This window comes from Streptomyces sp. SAJ15 (assembly GCF_007595705.1).
Classification (GTDB): domain Bacteria; phylum Actinomycetota; class Actinomycetes; order Streptomycetales; family Streptomycetaceae; genus Streptomyces.
In genome coordinates, this window is the sequence record NZ_NISY01000008.1 from 109,002 (window position 1) to 126,930 (window position 17,929).

11 protein-coding genes are annotated in these 17,929 nt (G+C 70.7%); 6 read left to right on the plus strand and 5 right to left on the minus strand.

The genetic code is table 11. The features are described 5' to 3' along the window. Positions 1-478: 478 nt before the first annotated feature. Positions 479-1,744, minus strand: a complete 1,266-nt coding sequence (locus CD790_RS21295) for a site-2 protease family protein (protein ID WP_144384905.1) — start codon at positions 1,742-1,744, stop codon at positions 479-481. Positions 1,745-1,851: 107 nt separating this feature from the next. On the opposite strand from CD790_RS21295, the gene CD790_RS21300 reads away from it, so the two are divergent. Then, positions 1,852-2,787 carry a RecB family exonuclease gene (locus CD790_RS21300; protein ID WP_144384906.1) on the plus strand — a complete coding sequence of 312 codons (936 nt, stop codon included), beginning with the start codon at positions 1,852-1,854 and terminating at the stop codon, positions 2,785-2,787. A gap of 128 nt (positions 2,788-2,915) precedes the next feature. Further along, positions 2,916-3,587, plus strand: a complete 672-nt coding sequence (locus CD790_RS21305) for a response regulator transcription factor (protein WP_144384907.1) — start codon at positions 2,916-2,918, stop codon at positions 3,585-3,587. 140 nt (positions 3,588-3,727) lie between these two features. Here the strand turns inward: CD790_RS21305 and CD790_RS21310 are convergent, their stop codons facing one another. The 4 genes from CD790_RS21310 to metH form a co-directional block, all read right to left on the minus strand. Continuing rightward, positions 3,728-5,320 (minus strand): ABC transporter substrate-binding protein, encoded by a 1,593-nt coding sequence (locus CD790_RS21310; RefSeq protein WP_144384908.1) that lies wholly within the window; start codon positions 5,318-5,320, stop codon positions 3,728-3,730. A gap of 73 nt (positions 5,321-5,393) precedes the next feature. Beyond that, positions 5,394-6,998, minus strand: a complete 1,605-nt coding sequence (locus CD790_RS21315; RefSeq protein WP_144384909.1) for an ABC transporter substrate-binding protein — start codon at positions 6,996-6,998, stop codon at positions 5,394-5,396. Positions 6,999-7,340: 342 nt separating this feature from the next. After that, positions 7,341-8,042 carry an HAD family phosphatase gene (locus tag CD790_RS21320; RefSeq protein WP_186319169.1) on the minus strand — a complete coding sequence of 234 codons (702 nt, stop codon included), beginning with the start codon at positions 8,040-8,042 and terminating at the stop codon, positions 7,341-7,343. A gap of 288 nt (positions 8,043-8,330) precedes the next feature. Then, on the minus strand, positions 8,331-11,855 hold the full coding sequence (gene metH, locus CD790_RS21325) for a methionine synthase (protein ID WP_144384911.1): 3,525 nt from the start codon (positions 11,853-11,855) through the stop codon (positions 8,331-8,333). Between the two features lie 742 nt (positions 11,856-12,597). On the opposite strand from metH, the gene CD790_RS21330 reads away from it, so the two are divergent. From CD790_RS21330 to CD790_RS21345, 4 genes are all read left to right on the plus strand, one after another. Next, a complete protein-coding gene (locus CD790_RS21330) occupies positions 12,598-13,362 on the plus strand; it encodes an IclR family transcriptional regulator (RefSeq protein WP_144384912.1) in 765 nt (254 codons plus the stop codon). 523 nt (positions 13,363-13,885) lie between these two features. Next, positions 13,886-14,671: an MIP/aquaporin family protein gene (locus CD790_RS21335; protein WP_144384913.1), complete on the plus strand. Its 786-nt coding sequence runs from the start codon at positions 13,886-13,888 to the stop codon at positions 14,669-14,671. Positions 14,672-14,716: 45 nt separating this feature from the next. Next, positions 14,717-16,243: a glycerol kinase GlpK gene (gene glpK, locus CD790_RS21340; RefSeq protein WP_144384914.1), complete on the plus strand. Its 1,527-nt coding sequence runs from the start codon at positions 14,717-14,719 to the stop codon at positions 16,241-16,243. 13 nt (positions 16,244-16,256) lie between these two features. Continuing rightward, positions 16,257-17,867, plus strand: a complete 1,611-nt coding sequence (locus CD790_RS21345; protein ID WP_144384915.1) for a glycerol-3-phosphate dehydrogenase/oxidase — start codon at positions 16,257-16,259, stop codon at positions 17,865-17,867. Positions 17,868-17,929 lie beyond the last annotated feature (62 nt).

The window sequence follows — 17,929 nt, forward strand, 5'->3', positions numbered from 1 at the left end:
GGTCCGTACGGGCCGAAGTACATCCGCAGCCGTGAGGCAGGGGGCCGCCATACTCGACACCCCTCGTTCCGGCGCCCTTCGGCTCACTCGCCGGTGCGTACGGGGCCGAAGTACGTCCGCAGCCGTGAGGCAGGGGGCCGCCGCCGTACTCGCCCCTTCGTTCCGGAGCGCGTAGGCAGCCGTGAGGCAAGAGGTTCGCGGCGGGGGCCGGGATACTGACGGCGGAAGGGGGCGGGGAGGGGTTCTTCGGGGCGCTTACGCGTGATTTGCGGGCGAAGAGGGAGCTCTACCGCGATACGGGTAAGGCCCGTAAATCATGCTGCCCCGAAGGCACCCCGGACCGACCCCGACCCACCCACGCAGCCACCCACCCACCCGGCCAGCCACACCCACGCAGCCCCCCGCCCACGCAGCCACCCACGCAGCCACCCACGCAGCTACCCAGCCATCCACCGACGCGACCGGCCGCGCCCGCGGCTCACGTGCCGGGCTGGGGCCTTGCCATCGCCGCGACGAAGGCCCGCTCCACGTCAGCCGTGGACAGCACACCGAAGATCTCGCCGGTCTCCTCCACGACCAGGTACTCGGTGGCGGGGGTGGCACGCAGGGTGTCCAGGAGCTCCTCGCCGGTCAGCTCCGCGGAGACCTTCATGCCCTCCTTGAGGTCCTGGGCGAGGCCGCTGACCGCGACCCAGGGGCGGCGGTGCTCCGGGATGCCGACGATGGCGGCCTCGCGCACCACGGCGGTGGGCACCCCGTGCCCGTCCACCACCACCAGGGCGCGCGCCCCGGCCTCGTTGGCACGGCGCAGCGCCTCGGAGAGCGGGGTGTCGGCGGCGACGGGGACCGCGCGGCGAGTCAGGGTGCGGGCCCTCAGGTCCGGGAGGCGCTCCCGGAGGCGGGCCATCCGGAGGCTGTTGCCGGCGCCGGTCCAGATGATCGCGGCCAGGATGGCGGCCAGCAGCGCGTCGGTGAGCGAGTCGAAGCTGCCGAAGCCGGAGGACTCCTCGTCGAGGCCGCCCGCCTGGCTGAGCAGCGGCAGGCCCACCAGGACCGCCACCGCCAGCGCGCGGCCCGTCCAGGCGGCGGCGACGGTGCCGGTCATCGGCCGACCGCTGATCTTCCAGACGACGGCGCGCAGCATGCGGCCGCCGTCCAGCGGCAGCCCGGGCAGCAGGTTGAAGGCGGCCACGATCAGGTTGGAGATCATGAGCCCGGCGAGCAGCACCCCGGGGACCGTGTCGGGCTCGACCAGCTGCATGCCGGCGTAGAAGACCCCGGCGAGGACCAGGGAGAGCAGCGGGCCGACGAAGGCGAGCACGAACTCCCGGCCGGGCGTCTCGGACTCCTTCTCGATCTCCGAGACGCCGCCGAAGAACTGAAGCTGGATACGGCGCACCGGCAGCTTGAAGCGCAGCGCGGCGACGGTGTGGGCCAGCTCGTGGACCAGCACGGAGGCGTAGAAGGCGACCGCGAAGAACAGCGAGACGAGGTAGCGGGCGCCGCCGAGCTCGGGCAGCACCCGGTCGAGCTGGGCGCCGAAGACCCAGGTGATCAGGGCGGCGACGAGGAACCAGCTGGGCGCCACGTAGACCGGGACGCCGAACGGGCGCCCCATCAGGAAGCCGCCGCCCGTCTCGCGGGGGCGCTGTGGGCGCTCGCCATCGGGCCCGGTCGTGCGGTCGGCGCCCCCGCTGCCGGACTGCCCCTGCCCGCTGTTGTCCACGGTGTCCCCTCGTCCCATACGTCCCTCGCACCCTTTTGGTACGGTCCCACGATCATGCAGTGCGAGAGCCTCTGCCGTCGATGGTATGCGCCTGACTGTCGGTGGGGCGCCGTAGGGTCTTGTGCATGGGAACCGTCACCGGGAGCGCGGAAGAGCCCTCCGCGCCGCCGTCCGTGCCCGCCACCGGGCAGGAATCAGCAGTCAGCGCCGCCGTCGAGCGGCCCGCGGCGCCGTCGTCGCTCTCGCCCTCGCGGGCCGCGGACTTCATGCGGTGCCCGCTGCTGTACCGCTTCCGTGTGATCGACCGGCTTCCGGAGCAGCCCAGCGCGGCCGCCACCCGGGGGACGGTGGTGCATGCGGTGCTGGAGCGGCTGTTCGACGCGCCGGCGGCGGAGCGCACCGCCTCGCGCGCCCGCGCGCTGGTCCCCGGCGAGTGGGAGCGGCTGCTGGCGGCCAAGCCGGAGCTCGCCGAGCTGTTCGCGGACGAGACCGGCGGCCAGGACGCGGAGCGGCTGGCCCGCTGGCTGGCCGACGCGGAGCGGCTGGTCGAGCGGTGGTTCACGCTGGAGGACCCGACGCGGCTGGAGCCGGCCGAGCGCGAGCTCTTCGTCGAGACGGAGCTGGAGTCCGGTCTGACGCTGCGCGGCATCATCGACCGGGTCGACGTCGCGCCGACGGGCGAGGTCCGGATCGTCGACTACAAGACGGGCAAGGCCCCCGCGCCGCAGTACGCCTCGGACGCGCTGTTCCAGATGAAGTTCTACGCGCTGGTGCTGTGGCGGCTGCGCGGCACGGTGCCGCGCCGACTCCAGCTGGTCTACCTGGGCAGCGGCGACGTGCTCACCTACGACCCGCGGGAGGCGGATCTGCGCGGGGTGGAGCGCAAGCTGCTGGCCCTGTGGGAGGCGATCCGGCTGGCGACGACGACCGGTGACTGGCGTCCGCGGCCGACCCGGCTCTGCGACTGGTGCGACCACCAGGCGCACTGTCCGGAATTCGGCGGCACTCCCCCGCCGTATCCGCTCCCGATCATCCCGGCCCCGGCTCGCGCCCGGGACTGAGCGCCGCCCCAGCCGCCGTGGCGGTGTCCGGGCCTGGCCCGGGACGGGAGGCCGACGGGCGTCGGCCGCGGGCGGTGCCGGAAGGCGGGTCGGGCAGAATGAGGCAGGTCTAGCGAAGGAGAGATCCCGTGGCGATCCGTGTCCTGCTTGTCGACGACCAGCCGCTGCTGCGCACCGGCTTCCGGATGATCCTGGAGGCCGAGCACGACCTCGCGGTGGTCGGCGAGGCCGGGGACGGGCTGCAGGCCCTGGACCAGGTGCGGGCGTTGCAGCCGGACGTGGTGCTGATGGACATCCGGATGCCGCGGATGGACGGCGTGGAGGCCACCCGGCAGATCACCGGCCCGGGGCGCGACGGCCCGGCCAAGGTGCTGGTGCTGACCACCTTCGACCTGGACGAGTACGTGGTGGAGGCGCTGCGCGCGGGGGCCAGCGGCTTCCTGCTGAAGGACGCGCCGGCCCATGAGCTGGTGCAGGCCATCCGGGTGGTGGCGGGCGGCGAGGCGATGCTGGCGCCCAGCATCACCCGGCGGCTTCTGGACAAGTACGCCGGCCATCTGCCGTCCGGCGAGGAGCCGGTGCCGGACACCCTGCACACCCTCACCGACCGCGAGGTCGAGGTGCTCAAGCTGGTGGCCCGGGGGCTGTCGAACGCGGAGATCGCCGCGGATCTCTTCGTCAGCGAGACCACGGTGAAGACGCACGTCGGGCATGTGCTGACCAAGCTGGGGCTGCGCGACCGGGTGCAGGCCGCCGTCTACGCCTACGAGAGCGGACTGGTGCGCCCCGGCGCGCAGTAGCGCACCGCGGCGTCAGACCGGAAGGCACCGAGGCGATCAGAGCGGAAGGGCCGGCGGGGACATGGTCCCCGCCGGCCCTTCCGGTCTGTCGGTCGTCGCCGGACCGGCCGTCGTCGCCGGCGGCCGTTCTCGCCGGTCCGTCAGCTGCCCTTCTTGACCTCCCAGAAACGGAAGACCGTGGAGGCGTCGAGGGTCCACTGGAGGCCGTTGACCTCGGAGCTGGCGACGGCGTACTGCTTGCCCTGCCACAGCGGAAGCATCGGCACCTGATCGGCGACCACGTTCTGGATCTTCTCGAAGTCGGTGATCGTGGCGGTGCGGCTGGGCTGCGCCGCCGTGGCCGGGATGAGCCGGTCGATGGCCGCCGACGAGAAGTGGTTATTCAGCACGTTCTCCTTGCCGAAGAAGGGCAGCACGAAGTTGTCCGGGTCCGGGTAGTCGGGAACCCAGCCGACGAGGTAGACGCCGTAGGTGCCCTTCTCCATGCCCTTGGCGTAGGCCTCCAGGTCGGCGCTGCGCACGTCGACCTCGAAGAGCCCGCTGGAGTTGAGCTGCTTGGCTATCAGCTTCAGGCCGGTCAGGGCGCCGGGGCCGTAACGGGTGGGGGTGCCCCACAGGGTCAGCTTGACCTTGCCGTTGATGCCCGCGGAGTCCAGCGCCGCCTTCGCCTTCTCACGGTTCGGCTGGTCGCCGTACTTGTCGTAGAAGGCGGTGTTGTGGCCGGTGATGCCGGCCGGGACGATCGAGTACAGCGGCTCGACGGTCCGGTTGTAGGCGTCGCGGACCAGGGAGCCGCGGTCGACGAGGTAGGCGATGGCCTGGCGCACGCCGAGCTTGCCGGCCACCGGGTGCTTCAGGTTGAAGACCAGGTGCTGGACCTCGGCGCCGTTGCCCTCGACGACCTTGACCTCGGAGGTGCTGCTGCCGGCGCTGGCGTTCTGGATCTCGGCGAGGTCCTTCATCGCCAGACCACGGTAGGCCACGTCCACGTCGCCGTCGGTCACCGCGGACTTGAGCTCGGCCTGCTTGCCGTGGAAGAACTTCAGGGTGACGCCGGAGTTCTGCGCCTCCCCGGCCGGGCCCTGGTAGTCGTCGTTGACGGAGAACGTCGCCTCGTCCTCGTCGAACGAGTCCAGCTTGTAGGGGCCGGAGCCGACGGCCTTCTTGTCGGTGCGCAGCTTGTCGGCCGGGTACTCGGTGTGGTCGACGATGGAGCCGGCACCGGAGGCGATCTTCTGCGGGAAGGTGGCGTCCGGGGCGCGGAGCTTGAAGGTGACGGTCTTCTCGTCCGGGGTCTCGATGGACTTGATGCCCGAGAGCACCACCGCCGGGCCGTTCTCGTCGTTGATGCGCAGCGTCCGCTCGAAGGAGAACTTGACGTCCTTCGAGGTCAGCGGGTTGCCGTTGGAGAACTTCAGGCCGTCTCTGAGCGTGCACGTGTAAACGGTGCTGTCGTTGCTGCCGAAGCCGCACTTCTCGGCGGCCTCAGGCTGCGGAGAGGAGCCACCCTTGGGGAAGCTCATCAGCGACTGGTAGACGTTGTTGAACAGCAACCAGGAGCCCGGGTCGTAACCGGACGCCGGGTCGGTCGCCAGAACGTCATCCGACATTCCCATGACGACGCGGTCGCCGCTCCCGGCGGAGTCCGATCCCTCGGTTCCGCAGCCGGTGAGCAGGGCCGCGGCCAGACCCGCACCAAGCGGGGCGGCCAGCCATGGATCACGCTTTTTCACGCGTACGTTCCTCACAGTTCGATGTCAGTCATGTCGGTTCATTGGGGCCCCCGTCGGATGTGTGGTCCTCGGGTCAGTCCTTGGTGCCCCGGCCGAGCTCCCAGAGCTGGAGCATGGCCGAGGAGTCGACCGCGTACTCGGTCCCGGTGATGTCCTCGCGGGCGGCCACGTACTGCTTGGCCTGCCACAGCGGCAGCACCGGCACATCGTCGGCGATGATGTCCTGGATGCGCTGGAAGTCGCGGGTGGCCATGGCGCGCTGGCCGACCTGACGGGTGCTGGGGATCAGCCGGTCCTCGATCGTCGCGTTGCGGTACGGCGACTTGAGGAAGTTGTTGTCGCCGATGAACGGCGCGATGTAGTTGTCCGGGTCCGGGAAGTCGGGGAACCAGCCCATCCCGTAGACCACGAACTCACCGCGGGCGGCGGCCGGGCGGAACTCGGACCACTTGACGTCCTTGAGGGTGGTCGTGAAGAGCCCGCTGGCGTTGAGCTGCTTGCTGAGCGCCGTGAACTCCTTGGCGGTCTCCGGACCGTACTTCTCGGTGCTGTAGGTGAGCGGGAGCTTCACCTTGCCCTGGATGCCCGCCGCGCGCAGGATCTCGGCGGCCTTCTCCACGTCCGGGTCGCCGTAGGCGTTGTGGAACGAGTTGATGTGGGCGGTGGTGCCGGTCGGGATGAGGGAGTAGAGCGGCTCGCCGGTGCGCTTGTAGACGTCGCGCATCAGCGCCTGGCGGTTCACGACGTGCGCGATGGCCTGACGGACCGCCTTCTCCTTCACGGCCGGGGCCTCGGTGTTGAAGACGAGGTAGCGGATGGCCTGGCCGGACGATTCGAAGACCCTGACGCCGTCGACCTCGCCCGCCTCCAGCTTCTCGATCTGCTCCGGCGCGAACTCACGGTTGACGACATCGATGTCGCCGTCCGCCAGCGCCTTCTCCATCTCGGCCGCGTCGTCGAAGTACCGCATCTCGACCTTGTCGGTCTGCGGGTTCAGCTTGCCCTGGTAGTTCGGGTTCTTCTCGAACACCAGCTTGGTGACCCGGTCGCCGCTCTCCTCGGCCTCCATGGTGTAGGGACCAGAGCCGGCGCTGGCGAAGCCCTTGTAGAGGGACTTCTCCCCGTAGGTCTCGCTGTCGACGATGGCGGCGGCCGGGGTGGTGAGCTTGGAGGGGAAGGTGGCGTCCGGGGTGGACAGGTGGATGACCACCTCACGCGGACTGGGCGCCTCCACCTTGTCGATGGAGGAGAGCAGCTCCACCGGGCCGTTCTCGTGGTGGATGGCCCGGACCCGGTCCAGGGAGAACTTGACGTCGGCGGAGGTCAGCTCGTGGCCGTTGGCGAACTTCAGCCCGGCGCGCAGCGTGCAGCGGTACTGCTCGCTGCGGCGGTCGACGAAGCCGCAGCGCTCGGCGGCGTCCGGGACCGGGTCGGTGCCGGAGCGGGGCAGCCGCATCAGCGTCTGGAAGGCGTTGTGCATGACGGCCCAGGAGCCGACGTCGTACGCCTGTGCCGGGTCCAGCGGAGCCGGGCCGTCCGCGGTCGCCTCGATGCGGTCGGTGGTTCCGACCACGATGGTCCCACCGCCCGAGCCCCCGTCGTCCGAACCGGCGCAAGCGGTCAGCACGGAGGCCAGCAGGCCCGCCACGGCAGGCAGCACCATCGTCTTGCGCTTCATTGTCGGGGGTCTCCCTGCGGGGTCGTTCAACGTGCTCGCGACGACATTAGTCGGCGGTACCAGCCATGCTGGAACACAACGAAGTTGGCGCGATATCACGCCCCGATAACGACCGCCTGGTGACCGATATTCGGACACCGGAGCGTTTCGTACGAGGGATCACCAACCCGGACACATGGGTTTTCCCAAATCCCCACAGAACGGGCGTGCAGCATAATCATGCAAGGGTGTCGATAGGTGACACAGTGATAAAGATCACTCAGCGTGCGCGGTTTGGCGGAACCGGGGAATTACGGGGCCAATTCGACGCCGCGAATTCCCGACGGCACGCTCAGTACACGATCAGTGCATTGCCGTGATCAGACCACTCAGAAAAGCAAGGTCGACTTCTTCCAGCGAGCTGACCACGGTGCGCCCGGCGGCCGGCTCGATGGCCACCACCGACGGCACCGCGACCACCGGGCAGCCGGCCGCCTCCGCGGCCGCCACTCCGGTCACGGTGTCCTCGATGACCACGCACCGCGCGGGGTCCGCGCCCAGCCGGGCGGCGGCCAGCAGATAGGGGTCCGGGTGCGGCTTGGTCCGCGGGATCTCGTCCCCCGCCACCGTCAGGGTGAAGTGCTCGGGACCGAGGGAGGCCAGGATGCGGTCGATGACGCGGCGGTGCGAGGCCGAGACCAGCGCGGTCGGCACGCCGTGCCGGACCAGCTCGCCGAGCAGCCGACGGGCCCCGGGCAACAGCGGCACGGTGCCGCCGATCAGCTCGGTGAAGCGGGTGTTCAGCAGGTGGGTCAGCTCGGCGAGGGTGACGTCGGCGCCGGTGGCCTCGATCAGATACGCGGCACTGCGCGTCATCGGTCCGCCGACGACGACCTCACGGTGCTCGTCGGCCAGCACATGCCCGAGCTCGGCGAAGATCGCGACCTCCGCGTCCCACCAGATGCCCTCGGTGTCCACCAGGGTGCCGTCCATGTCCAGCAGCACGGCCTGGAGCGCGGAGCTTTCTGCCGTGTACCGATCGACGGCCGGGATGCTGCTGGTCACCATGCACCTCCGTAGGGGGACGCGACCGAGGGGCCGGTCCCGAGGGGACGCGAAGGCCGGCCGCCCTCCCAGGTGCGGAGGGCGACCGGCCTCTACCGGATCGTCCAGTCTACGACGCTCCCGCCCGACATGCCTGTGCATTTCCGGGGGCCGGGGAGGTGCCACACCGGCGCCGCCCCAGGCCCCGAAGAGGGCCCGCGCGGCCGGTGTCCGGGGCGCCGTCCGGAGCGGCGACCGGCCCTGCCGTGGGAACGCGCCGGGGCCGCGTCCCCACGGCCCCGGCGGCGCCTACCGCGCGTTGAAGTACTTCGCCTCCGGGTGGTGGATGACGATCGCGTCGGTGGACTGCTCCGGGTGCAGCTGGAACTCCTCCGAGAGCTTCACGCCGATCCGCTCGGGCTGCAGCAGGTCGGCGATCTTGGCCCGGTCCTCCAGGTCGGGGCAGGCCCCGTAGCCCAGGGAGAAGCGGGCGCCGCGGTACTTCAGGTCGAACATGTCCGTGACGTCGGCGGGGTCCTCGCCGCCGAATCCGAGCTCCGCGCGGACCCGCGCGTGCCAGTACTCGGCGAGCGCCTCCGCCAGCTGCACCGAGAGACCGTGCAGCTCCAGGTAGTCGCGGTAGGCGTTGGCGCCGAACAGCTCGGCGGTCGCCTCGCCGATCCGGGAGCCCACGGTGACCACCTGGAGCCCCACCACGTCGATCTCGCCGGACTCCTCGGGCCGGAAGAAGTCGGCCAGGCAGAGCCGGCGGCCGCGGCGCTGCCGCGGGAAGGTGAACCGGGTCCGCTCGCTGCCGTCCTCGTGCAGCAGCACGAGGTCGTCGCCCTTGGACACGCAGGGGAAGTAGCCGTAGACGACGGCCGCCTCCAGCAGGTTCTCGGTGTGCAGCTTCTCCAGCCAGCCGCGGAGCCGCGGCCGGCCCTCGGTCTCCACCAGCTCCGCGTACGTCGGGCCGTCGCCGGCGCGGGCCTCCTTCAGGCCCCACTGGCCCTTGAACAGGGCGCCCTCGTCGAGCCACGAGGCGTAGTCGGCCTGCTGGATGCCCTTGACGACGCGGGTGCCCCAGAACGGCGGGGTGGGCACCGGGTTGTCGACGGCGACGTCGGAACGCACCTGCCCCTGCTCCGGCTGCGCCTCGCTCACCTGGACCGCCGCCCGCGTGGGGACGCGGCGCTGCTTGAGCTCGGGGAGCGTGGCGCCGGGGACCCCGCGCTTCACCGCGATCAGGGCGTCCATCAACCGCAGTCCCTCGAAGGCGTCCCGCGCGTACCGCACCTCGCCCTCGTAGATCTCGTGGAGGTCCTGCTCGACATAGGCGCGGGTGAGCGCCGCGCCGCCGAGGATGACCGGGTAGTCGGCGGCCATCTTGCGCTGGTTCAGCTCCTCCAGGTTCTCCTTCATGATCACCGTGGACTTCACCAGCAGCCCGGACATGCCGATCACATCGGCCCGGTGCTCCTGCGCCGCCTCCAGAATGGCCGAAACCGGCTGCTTGATGCCCAGGTTGACCACGTTGTAGCCGTTGTTGGACAGGATGATGTCGACGAGGTTCTTACCGATGTCGTGGACGTCGCCGCGGACGGTGGCCAGCACGATGGTGCCCTTGCCCGCCGCTCCCTCGCCGTCGGCGCTCTTCTCCATGTGCGGCTCCAGATAGGCCACCGCGGCCTTCATCACCTCGGCGGACTGGAGCACGAAGGGCAGCTGCATCTGGCCGGATCCGAAGAGATCGCCGACCACCTTCATGCCGTCCAGCAGGGTCTCGTTGACGATGTCCAGCGCCGGGCGGGAGGTCAGGGCCTCGTCGAGGTCGGCCTCCAGGCCGTTGCGCTCGCCGTCGATGATGCGCCGCTTGAGCCGCTCCTCCAGCGGCAGGGCGAGCAGTTCCTCCGCCTTGGACGCCTTGAGCGACTTGGTGTTGACGCCCTCGAACAGCGCCATGAGCTTCTGCAGCGGGTCGTAGCCCTCGGAGCGCCGGTCGTAGATCAGGTCGAGGGCGGTGGTGACCTGCTCCTCGTCGAAGCGGGCGATCGGCAGGATCTTGGAGGCGTGCACGATCGCCGAGTCGAGCCCGGCCTTGACGCACTCGTCGAGGAAGACGGAGTTGAGCAGGATGCGGGCGGCCGGGTTGAGGCCGAAGGAGATGTTGGACAGGCCCAGGGTGGTCTGCACGTCCGGGTGGCGGCGCTTGAGCTCGCGGATGGCCTCGATGGTGGCGACGCCGTCCTTGCGGGACTCCTCCTGGCCGGTGCAGATGGTGAAGGTCAGGGTGTCGATGAGGATGTCGGACTCGTGGATGCCCCAGTTGGTGGTGAGGTCCGCGATGAGCCGCTCGGCGATGGCGACCTTGTGCTCGGCGGTGCGGGCCTGGCCGTCCTCGTCGATGGTGAGCGCGATCAGGGCCGCGCCGTGTTCGGCGGCGAGCCGGGTGACCTTGGCGAAGCGGGAGTCGGGGCCGTCGCCGTCCTCGTAGTTGACGGAGTTGATGACGGCCCGGCCGCCGAGCTTCTCCAGACCGGCCTGGATGACGTCCACCTCGGTGGAGTCCAGCACGACGGGCAGGGTGGAGGCGGTGGCGAAGCGCCCGGCGAGCTCCTCCATGTCCGCCACGCCGTCCCGGCCGACGTAGTCGACGCAGAGGTCGAGCATGTGGGCGCCCTCGCGGATCTGGTCCCGGGCCATCTCCACGCAGTCGTCCCAGCGACCTTCCAGCATGGCCTCGCGGAACTTCTTCGAGCCGTTGGCGTTGGTCCGCTCGCCGATCGCCATGTAGGCCGTGTCCTGACGGAACGGCATCGTCTGGTACAGCGAGGCGGCGCCCGGCTCGGGGCGCGGCTCCCGCTTCGTCGGGGTCAGGTCGCGGACCCGCTCCACCACCTGGCGCAGGTGCTCCGGCGTCGTACCGCAGCAGCCGCCGACCAGCGACAGGCCGTACTCCCGGACGAAGGTCTCCTGGGCGTCGGCGAGCTCGCCGGGGCTGAGCGGGTAGTGCGCGCCGTCCTTGCCGAGGACCGGCAGACCGGCGTTGGGCATGCAGGAGAGCGGGATGCGCGAGTGGCGGGACAGATAGCGCAGGTGCTCGCTCATCTCGGCGGGGCCGGTGGCGCAGTTCAGCCCGATCATGTCGATGCCGAGCGGCTCCAGGGCGGTCAGCGCCGCGCCGATCTCGGAGCCGAGCAGCATGGTGCCGGTGGTCTCGACGGTCACCGAGCAGATCAGCGGCAGGTCGGCGCCCAGGGCGTCCAGGGCGCGGCGGGCGCCGAGGACGGCGGCCTTGGTCTGGAGCAGGTCCTGGGTGGTCTCCACCAGCAGGGCGTCGGCGCCGCCGGCGATCATGCCCTCGGCGTTCTGCTGGTACGCGTCACGCAGCGCGACGTAGGGCGCGTGGCCGAGGGTGGGCAGCTTGGTGCCGGGGCCGATGGAGCCCAGCACCCAGCGCTGCCGTCCGTCGACGGAGTACTCGTCCGCGACCTCGCGGGCGATGCGCGCGCCGGCCTCGGAGAGCTCGTAGACGCGCTCGGGGATGTCGTACTCCCCCAGGGCCGCGAGGTTGGCACCGAAGGTGTTGGTCTCCACGCAGTCGACGCCGACGGCGAAGTACGCCTCGTGGACGGAGCGGACGATGTCGGGTCGGGTGACGTTGAGGATCTCGTTGCAGCCTTCGAGCTGCTGGAAGTCGTCGAGGCTCGGATCCTGGGCCTGGAGCATCGTGCCCATCGCTCCGTCTGCCACCACCACTCGGGTGGCGAGCGCCTCGCGGAGTGCGGCGGCGCGGCTGGTGCGGGCGGGGGACGGCGGCGTATGCGAGGCCATGGGCATGCTCCCTGGAGTGCGACGGCTGTCGGCTTTGCGGCTTCCCTCGGGAAGGCGCACCTGGCCAGAGTAGCCGCCAAGGGGGCGTCAGTCCCGGGCGTTCCAGCACGCGGGATGGCTGATGCGCGCCCATGGGACGGACGGGGCGCCCGCGGCGGACGCTCGGGGGCCCGTTCAGGGTGCTCGCGCCGAGGCCCGGGGCGTCTCGTCGCGGAGCACGCGAGAGGGCTTCGGGGGTACGGCGCGGAGCTCACGACAGGGCTTCGGGGTACGTCGTGGGGAGCTCGCGAGAGGTGGCGCGTTCGGGGCTCGCGGAACTCGCGAGGGGTGGGGCCGTCGGGGGCTCGGGCGCTCGCGAGGGGGATTCGGGGTACGTCACGGAGCTCGCGCGGGCCTCCGGGGCTCCAGCGCCGCACCCGTACAGGCGTTCGGACGACCCCCCGGTCAGGGGCGTTTACCGGACATCCGGAAGAATCGGCCGGCGGCCCCCGGCGGAGGCCCGAAGGGGCGTCCGGAGGGTGGCCGTCGACCGACCCGGAGGCGCGGAAAGACCGGTTCCGGGCGTGTCGGGGACCGACCGGGACCCGTCGCGGACAGGGTCGCGGCGGGACGACCGGACACGGCTCGCGGTGGCCGGATCATGATCCTTTACTGCTGTCCGTTGATCGCCACCAAGTATCCCTAGGTCGGCATCGACCGATAGTGTTCAGCATTGTCGAACCGCACTTGGGGAGGTTTCGCGATGGCACGGACCATCCAGTCGCTGGAGCGAGCGGCCGCCATGCTGCGCCTGCTGGCCGGCGGCGAGCGGCGCCTCGGCCTGTCCGATATCGCCTCCGCCCTCGGGCTCGCCAAGGGCACCGCGCACGGCATCCTGCGCACCCTGCAGCAGGAGGGTTTCGTCGAGCAGGACGCGGCCTCGGGCCGCTACCAGCTCGGCGCCGAGCTGCTGCGGCTGGGCAACAGCTACCTCGACGTGCACGAGCTGCGGGCCCGCGCCCTGGTCTGGGCGGACGACCTCGCCCGCTCCAGCGGGGAGAGCGTCTACCTGGGTGTCCTGCACCAACAGGGCGTCCTCATCGTGCACCACGTCTTCCGCCCCGACGACAGCCGCCAGGTGCTGGAGGTCGGCGCGATGCAGCCGCTCCACAGCACCGCGCTGGGCAAGGTGCTCTCCGCTTACGACCCGGTGGCGCACAGCGAGGCGGCCGAGGTCGAGCGCAAGGCGTTCACCCCGCGCACCGTCACGGCGCTCCGCGAGTTCGAGCAGCTGCTGGACCTCACCCGGGCCCGCGGCTGGGCCGCGGACGTGGAGGAGACCTGGGAGGGCGTCGCCTCCGTCGCCGCCCCCATCCACGACCGGCGCCGCATGCCGGTCGGCGCGGTCGGCATCACCGGCGCGGTGGAGCGGGTCTGCGACGGCGGCGAGCTCCGCTCCGACCTCGTGGCGGCGGTGCGCGACTGCGCCCGCGCGGTCTCGCGCGACCTGGGCGCCAGCCGCTTCTGATACTCGCCGAAGGCGCCGGCCACCGCTGAGGCCGCCAGGCGACGGGCGCCGACGCGCCGGCGCTCCCGGGGCGCCACGCCACCAGCCGCCCCGGCGAACGGGCCTCTTCACCCAACGGGCCTCTTCACCGAACCGGGCGCTCGACCGAACGGGCCGCCCCGGCGAATGAGTCCCGCAGGGCTCGGGAGCCATCCACCGGACCTCTCCCGCCAACCGTCCTCGACCGGGTCCGCGACCCGCTTTCGGGACCCTTCCGAAGCCCTTTCGTTATCGCTTCCAGACCCCTTGGTTACTCGCGGGTTAGACCCCCGCGTTCCGCGGAAGTTTTGGGCCCCAGAACCCTTGACGCGTCCTTCACGGTGAAGAAAACTGCCGTTCATCGGTCGGCATTGTCGAACACCTGACGACAATATTCGCTATGGTGGACTCGCCGCGGGCCGACCAACGCCCTCACCGAGAGGGCGCGGACCTCCGGACGAGCCGGGGTTCGCCTTCCCCTGGACGAAGGACAAAGGAGTCGCGGGTGTCCAGCTCCGACATCTTCATCGGCGAGACCATCGGTACCGCCGTTCTCATCCTGCTCGGCGCAGGCGTCGTCGCCGCCGTCGTGCTCAAGCGATCCAAGGCGTTCGAGGCCGGCTGGCTCGCCATCACCTTCGGGTGGGGCTTCGCCGTGCTCATCGGTGCGTACATCTCCGCACCGCTCTCCGGCGCGCACCTCAACCCCGCCGTCACGGTCGGCGTCGCCATCAAGTCGGGCGAGTGGGGCGATGTCCCCGTCTACTTCGCCGGTCAGATGCTCGGCGCGATGATCGGTGCCGCCCTGGCCTGGCTCGCCTACTACGGTCACTTCCAGGCCCACCTCACCGACCCGGAGCTGGTCAAGGAGCAGGCGGACCACGCCGGTCTGGTCGACCGGAAGACCGAGCCCGCCGCCGGCCCGGTGCTGGGCGTGTTCTCCACCGGCCCCGAGATCCGCAATGTGGCGCAGAACCTCGTCACCGAGATCATCGGCACCGCCGTGCTGGTCCTGCTGATCCTCACCAGCGGTCTGACCGAGGGACTCGCCCTCTCCGGCACCGGCATTCTGATCGTCGCCTTCACCGTGGTCGGCATCGGCCTGTCCCTGGGCGGCCCCACCGGCTACGCCATCAACCCCGCCCGTGACCTGGGCCCGCGCATCGTCCACGCCCTCCTGCCGCTGCCCAACAAGGGCGGCTCGGACTGGGGCTACGCCTGGATCCCCGTCGTCGGCCCGCTGATCGGCGGCGCCATCGCCGGCGGTCTGTACAAGCTGGCATTCGCGTAACCCCCCGGCCCCCTTCCCGAGACTTCCGCAGGAGAGCAGCAGACCATGACCGACACGCACACCACCGGCCCGTTCATCGCGGCGATCGACCAGGGCACCACCTCCAGCCGCTGCATCGTCTTCGACCGCGACGGCCGCATCGTCTCCGTCGACCAGAAGGAGCACGAGCAGATCTTCCCGAAGCCGGGCTGGGTGGAGCACAACGCCACCGAGATCTGGGAGAACGTCCAGGAGGTCGTCGCCGGCGCCATCGAGAAGGCCGGCATCACCGCCGCCGACGTCAAGGCGATCGGCATCACCAACCAGCGTGAGACCACGCTGCTGTGGGACAAGAACACCGGCGAGCCGGTGCACAACGCCATCGTCTGGCAGGACACCCGCACCGACGCGCTCTGCAAGGAGCTGGGCCGCAACGTCGGTCAGGACCGGTTCCGCCGCGAGACCGGCCTCCCGCTCGCCTCGTACTTCTCCGGCCCCAAGGTCCGCTGGCTGCTGGACAACGTCGAGGGTCTGCGCGAGCGCGCCGCCGCCGGCGACATCCTCTTCGGCACCATGGACTCCTGGGTCATCTGGAACCTCACCGGCGGTGTGGAGGGCGGCCACCACGTCACCGACGTCACCAACGCCTCGCGCACCATGCTCATGAACCTGCACTCCATGCAGTGGGACGAGCGGATCCTGGAGTCGATGGACATCCCGGCGGCCGTGCTGCCGGAGATCCGGTCCTCCGCCGAGGTGTACGGCGCCGTCAAGGGCGGCGTCCTGGACGGCGTCCCGGTCGCCTCCGCGCTCGGCGACCAGCAGGCGGCCCTGTTCGGCCAGACCTGCTTCTCCGAGGGCGAGGCCAAGTCCACCTACGGCACCGGCACCTTCATGCTGATGAACACCGGCGAGAAGGTCATCAACTCCTACAGCGGCCTGCTGACCACCGTCGGCTACCAGATCGGCGACGAGAAGCCGGTCTACGCCCTGGAGGGCTCGATCGCCGTCACCGGTTCGCTGGTGCAGTGGATGCGCGACCAGATGGGCCTCATCAAGAGCGCCGCCGAGATCGAGACCCTGGCCTCCTCCGTCGAGGACAACGGAGGCGCGTACTTCGTGCCGGCCTTCTCCGGTCTGTTCGCCCCGTACTGGCGCTCCGACGCCCGCGGCGTGATCGCCGGTCTGACCCGGTACGTCACCAAGGCGCACATCGCGCGCGCCGTGCTCGAGGCCACCGCCTGGCAGACCCGCGAGATCACCGACGCCATGACCAAGGACTCCGGCGTCGAGCTGACCGCGCTCAAGGTCGACGGCGGCATGACCTCCAACAACCTGCTGATGCAGACGCTCTCGGACTTCCTGGACGCCCCGGTGGTGCGCCCGATGGTCGCCGAGACCACCTGCCTCGGCGCCGCCTACGCCGCCGGCCTGGCCGTCGGCTTCTGGCCGGACACCGACGCGCTGCGCGCCAACTGGCGCCGGGCAGCCGAGTGGACCCCCCGTATGGACGCGGACGTCCGCGACCGCGAGTACAAGAACTGGCTCAAGGCCGTCGAGCGGACCATGGGCTGGATCGACGACGAGAGCTGACGAGGAGTTATTCATGAGCACCCTGCAGAGCGTTCCGTCCTTCGGAGCGCACCCGACTGCCGGTTCGAACCCGGGCCGTGCCGAAATCCGGGACCGGCTGTCCAACGCGACGTACGACCTCCTGGTGATCGGCGGTGGCATCCTGGGCATCTCCACCGCCTGGCATGCCGCGCAGTCGGGCCTGCGGGTCGCTCTGGTGGACGCCGGCGACTTCGCCGGCGCCACCTCCTCCGCCTCCTCCAAGCTGCTCCACGGCGGCCTGCGCTACCTCCAGACCGGCGCGGTCAAGCTGGTCGCCGAGAACCACTTCGAGCGCCGCGCGGTCTCCCGTGACGTGGCCCCGCACCTGGCCAGCCCGCTCACCTTCTACCTGCCGGTCTACAAGGGCGGCCCGCACGGCGCGACCAAGCTCGGCGCCGGCGTCTTCGCCTACTCCGCGCTGTCCGCGTTCCGCGACGGCGTCGGCCACGTCATCAGCCCCGAGAAGGCCGCGCGTGACGTGCCGGAGCTGCGCACCGACAACCTCAAGGCGGTCGCGGTCTACGGCGACGGCCAGATGAACGACAGCCGTATGGCGCTGATGACGGTCCGCGCGGCGGCCGAGGCCGGCGCCACCGTCCTCAACCACGCCGAGGTCACCGGGCTGCGCTTCACCGAGGGCCGGGTCACCGGCGCGGAGCTCAAGGACCGCGTCGACGGCACCGAGTTCGGCCTCGACGCCCGCCTGGTGCTCAACGCCACCGGCCCGTGGGTGGACCACCTGCGCAAGATGGAGGACCCGAACGCGGCGCCGTCCATCCGGCTCTCCAAGGGCGCGCACCTGGTCCTCAAGCGCACCTCCCCCTGGAAGGCGGCGCTGGCCACCCCGATCGACAAGTACCGCATCACCTTCGCCCTGCCGTGGGAGGACATGCTCCTGCTCGGCACCACCGACGAGGAGTACGAGGGAGACCCGGCGGACCTGACGGTCAACGACAAGGACATATCCCAGATCCTCGACGAGGCCGCGTTCTCCATTCGCGACCAGCAGCTCTCCCGCGACCTGATCACCTACTCCTTCGCCGGCCTGCGGGTGCTGCCGGGCGGCCCCGGCGACACCGCCAAGGCCAAGCGCGAGACGGTCGTCACCGAGGGCAAGGGCGGGATGCTCTCCATAGCCGGCGGCAAGTGGACCACCTTCCGTCACATCGGTCGCACCGTCATGAACAAGCTGGCCCAGCTGCCCGGCCGTCCGCTCGCGGACGACATGGAGCCGATGTCCCAGCTGCCGAAGCACGCCCCGCTGCCGGGCCTGGCCAACCCGCACGCCGTGGCGCACCGCCTGGTCATGGACGGCGGCACCCCGGGTCCGCGGATGTCCGCCGACACCGCCCGCCACCTGGCGACCCACTACGGCTCGCTCTCCTTCGACATCGCCCGGCTGGCCAACGAGGACGCGGCGCTCGCCGAGCGGATCCACCCCGACGCCCCGGAGATCTGGGCCCAGGTCGCCTACGCCCGGGACCACGAGTGGGCCGAGACCGTCGACGACGTGCTGCGCCGCCGCACCACCCTGACCATCCGCGGCCTGGACACCGAGGACGTCCGCGCCAAGGTCAAGGACATGCTGGAGAAGAAGAACTGACGCCGGCTGTCTGAGCAGAGGTAAGGGGCGCTCCTCTCCGAGGGGCGCCCCTTACCCGTGTC

Excerpts from the sequence above, each read along its gene's own strand:
- CD790_RS21330 (WP_144384912.1), top strand. The coding sequence starts at position 12,598 with ATGGCACGGACCATCCAGTCGCTGGAGCGAGCGGCCGCCATGCTGCGC.
- CD790_RS21295 (WP_144384905.1), bottom strand. The coding sequence starts at position 1,744 with ATGGGACGAGGGGACACCGTGGACAACAGCGGGCAGGGGCAGTCCGGC.
- CD790_RS21300 (WP_144384906.1), top strand. The coding sequence starts at position 1,852 with ATGGGAACCGTCACCGGGAGCGCGGAAGAGCCCTCCGCGCCGCCGTCC.
- metH (WP_144384911.1), bottom strand. The coding sequence starts at position 11,855 with ATGGCCTCGCATACGCCGCCGTCCCCCGCCCGCACCAGCCGCGCCGCC.
- glpK (WP_144384914.1), top strand. The coding sequence starts at position 14,717 with ATGACCGACACGCACACCACCGGCCCGTTCATCGCGGCGATCGACCAG.
- CD790_RS21315 (WP_144384909.1), bottom strand. The coding sequence starts at position 6,998 with ATGAAGCGCAAGACGATGGTGCTGCCTGCCGTGGCGGGCCTGCTGGCC.
- CD790_RS21345 (WP_144384915.1), top strand. The coding sequence starts at position 16,257 with ATGAGCACCCTGCAGAGCGTTCCGTCCTTCGGAGCGCACCCGACTGCC.